The sequence below is a fragment of the Trichococcus pasteurii genome, assembly GCF_900112935.1.
GTDB classification, from domain to species: Bacteria; Bacillota; Bacilli; order Lactobacillales; family Aerococcaceae; genus Trichococcus; species Trichococcus pasteurii.
In genome coordinates this window covers 1-3,145 of the sequence record NZ_FONM01000041.1, presented here as the reverse complement: position 1 = coordinate 3,145, position 3,145 = coordinate 1, and the positions used below count along the sequence as shown (strand labels likewise).

The 3,145-nt window shown below is 41.0% G+C and carries 4 protein-coding genes; 3 read left to right on the top strand and 1 reads right to left on the bottom strand.

Translation table 11 applies throughout. The features are described from left to right. Window positions 1-202 precede the first annotated feature (202 nt). Window positions 203-907 (bottom strand): EAL domain-containing protein, encoded by a 705-nt coding sequence (locus BM184_RS15110; RefSeq protein WP_086944017.1) that lies wholly within the window; start codon window positions 905-907, stop codon window positions 203-205. A gap of 743 nt (window positions 908-1,650) precedes the next feature. Between BM184_RS15110 and BM184_RS15100 the strand changes: the two genes are divergently transcribed. From BM184_RS15100 to BM184_RS15090, 3 genes are all read left to right on the top strand, one after another. Then, window positions 1,651-2,034, top strand: a complete 384-nt coding sequence (locus BM184_RS15100) for a type II toxin-antitoxin system RelE/ParE family toxin (RefSeq protein ID WP_086944015.1) — start codon at window positions 1,651-1,653, stop codon at window positions 2,032-2,034. Further along, on the top strand, window positions 2,027-2,332 hold the full coding sequence (locus BM184_RS15095) for a helix-turn-helix transcriptional regulator (RefSeq protein WP_086944014.1): 306 nt from the start codon (window positions 2,027-2,029) through the stop codon (window positions 2,330-2,332). Before BM184_RS15100 ends, BM184_RS15095 begins: the two co-directional genes overlap by 8 nt. A 272-nt stretch (window positions 2,333-2,604) precedes the next feature. Continuing rightward, window positions 2,605-2,820 carry a hypothetical protein gene (locus BM184_RS15090; protein WP_086629532.1) on the top strand — a complete coding sequence of 72 codons (216 nt, stop codon included), beginning with the start codon at window positions 2,605-2,607 and terminating at the stop codon, window positions 2,818-2,820. The last annotated feature ends 325 nt before the right edge of the window (window positions 2,821-3,145 follow it).

Genomic DNA, 3,145 nt, shown 5'->3' with positions numbered 1-3,145 from the left:
ATTAAACGAATAATGTACGGTAGAGGAAGTCTCGAACTATTACGGGCTAAATTAATGTTTAAAATTTAAGGAAACGTCTTTTTGCGGAAGAACCATTTTAAATGCCGTAATCAGGAGAGAGCGCAAGCATGCTTGGCCGGCTACTCCGGCTGCAAAAAAATAGCCCAACCCGGCGCATCCGGATTGGGCTAGCGATGAAAGTTCAGCACAAAACTTGGCCTTTCCCATGGTAATAGCCTTGCTGATAAACCATTCCCAGGTTTTTAAGCTTGTTGCTGATGCATTCCGACTCAACGCCTTCGACAACCAATTTAAGATTGTAACGATTGGAAAAGTTAAGCCAGTTATTCAAGAAAAAGAACATGCTGTCTTCGTTGGTGTTTCTGAAATCCAGCAGTGAAATTTTGATGGTATGAATATTTTGAACATTTTTTGATATCAATTCAAAGTTGTTTTGGCCACTACCTATATCATCGATCGCCAATGAAAAACCTTTATTCTTCAGATTTGAGATATAGTTTTGGAGGGCATCCGCTCCATCGGCCGGGTCAAATTCGCAGCAATGTTCAGTTAATTCGATCGAGACATTCTCTCTCATCGAGGAAATATTATCCAAAAATGCCCAAGTCGAAGGATGCTGCAACTGTTGTGGATGCAGATTCAGCGACAGATTTGTGTTGCCGTGTTTGTCCACCAATTTTTTCAGTTCCCTAAAATAATAAGCCATCAACCTGGCATTACGTTCGTCCTTTTCAATGAACCACAGAAACATTTTTTCAGGGAAAGCCCGCAATTTTGTGGATCTTAATAAAATTTCATACCCATCGATAACATTTGCACGCGAACACAGCATGATTGGCTGACATACCAGATATAAATCATCTAACAACTCCTGCATCTTATCCATTCCTTTTTCCCCCTTCCGATCACTGCAAACCAAACTGTCAAACTAAATTGGACCGAAACCTATAGTTAAATAATTCCACCGATTGAAATAAATGAATTCGGTTGATTATTCGATTGCATCTGTGCATAAAAAATCAATTGCCCTAAAACCATCAGCGACCGAAGGCGATGCCTCATCGCAACTGGGATGTGCCTTCTTTGAAGACGGCTCCCTTGCGCTCCCAGGCGACGAACCTATTTTGGTACGCGTCTTTGGGATTTTGTGCTGATCCTGTGAGCTTATACCTAATTCTACCGCCGTGATTCCCATTTTGAGCAAAATAGTCCAAAAAGAATAACCGAACCAACAGTGTCATGAAAAAATTAGCGCTGGAACGAATTACCGGAGGTGGCTGCCTTCCGAGCCTCCGTGCTCCGACGAGCGGGGCGCTCGTCGGAAGACAGACTGCGCCTACGATCTCAACTCCGGTGAGCGCATGCTGGCCGGAGGAGCGTGCGTGGCGGCCGGCCGAACTCCGGCGAAGCCGCTGTGGCCGGAGGTGATAGTCTTTTTGGGTGGATTTCTCCGGCAGAGAATCTCTTATTTTAGGAAAGAGTACTGTATCTTCGGTAGCTAGTTTGCGTATGTTTATGATGAGTGTGGTCAATTATTCATCATCCTCATTCTGGAATACGCTTGTATAATCCAAAATCATCATTGAAATAAGTTATCGTATATGATAACATGTAGCTGAAGGAAGTCATATTCTTGGGGGGAATAGCTTAGCATATGATGTTGAATTTTATCAAAAAGAGAATGGGGAAGTACCGGTACGAGATTTCCTCGAATCCTTACCTCCCAAATTAAGAGCTAAGACTTTCCGAGAAATTGAACTATTGAAAGATCATGGACCTGACCTAAGAGAGCCTCATACCAAATCGATAAAAGGGAAAGAAAATAAGGGGATTTATGAATTGCGAGTAAAGTTCTCAACGGATATCTCCAGAGTATTTTATTTTTCCTATACTGGCAGTACCTTTGTTTTGCTTCATGGTTTTGTGAAAAAAACTAATAAGACTCCGCCAAGAGAAATAGAGAGAGCAAGGAAGAATAAAGAAGATTATGAAAGAAGGTGCAGTGATGAGTAAATTGGATGTTAAAACAAAGTCTGCAGGAGTAAAGTTTGATGACATTAAAGCGCAAATGATGGAAGATGCTGAATTTCAAGAGGAATACGACAAGCTGCAGCCAAGATACGAGTTGATTTCACAAATCATCGAAACAAGAAAAAGTATGAAGATGACTCAAGAAGAGCTGGCTAAAAGAGCTGGAACCAGAAAGTCCAACATTTCCAGACTCGAGAGTGGTTCTTACAACCCTTCATTAGACTTCCTCATCAAAATCGCTAAGGGATTGGGGAAAGATGTGCATATCGAAATTCGCTAATGATTGATTTTGATTGCTTAGTCTACAGCAAAAAAATAAAAGAATTAAATCGGTGGCATACAAACACCGACGAGTACTGCTCCAACTGAAGCTAAGCACCCGCATAACAAGCTCACCTCCGACTAGCAAACGCTGGCGGGAGGTGAGTGCGTTGTGGGGAGGCTGAACTCCGGCGAAGCCGCGGTGGTCGGAGGTGATGATCTTTTTGGGTGTTTTCCTCTATACGCAATTTCATATATGATATACTTACTGGAAGGAATAGGAGGGATATTATGGCTAATTACAAATATTCAGTCAAGAACACAACGACTGATCAGCGTGAGAAATTACGCAACATTGCACTTAGTTATTCCATCTTGGATGCTGCCGAACCAACGAATGAAACGATGAAATTAGTTGATCAATATGTCGATGGCGAAATTGAAATTTCAGATGCTTTGGAAAAAACGATTGAACGATATAGAAATTTAGCTGTGGCCCATGATTGATCCCGATTTAATCCCAGAAACCAATGTATTAAAAAATAAGCTTGGTATTACTGATCAAACGTTGCTCGATCAAGCAGAAGCAGATATTACCTAAAAAGGATTTTCATTGAATTCAAAACTATTAAGAGATAGAGCAGCATATGTGCGTGATGCTTTAGTACTTTACAATGTTAATGAGGCGCCAGAAAAAGATTATTTTATCAAAATCATTAAAGATTCCATTAATCAATAGTAAGCGCCAAATAACCAGGTATATACTGCAACACGAATAACCCTGCTACAATATGGATATCATATCGTAGTAGGGTTATTTGCAGTTTGCTTG

Excerpts from the sequence above, each read along its gene's own strand:
- BM184_RS15110 (WP_086944017.1), bottom strand. The coding sequence starts at position 907 with ATGGATAAGATGCAGGAGTTGTTAGATGATTTATATCTGGTATGTCAG.
- BM184_RS15095 (WP_086944014.1), top strand. The coding sequence starts at position 2,027 with ATGAGTAAATTGGATGTTAAAACAAAGTCTGCAGGAGTAAAGTTTGAT.
- BM184_RS15090 (WP_086629532.1), top strand. The coding sequence starts at position 2,605 with ATGGCTAATTACAAATATTCAGTCAAGAACACAACGACTGATCAGCGT.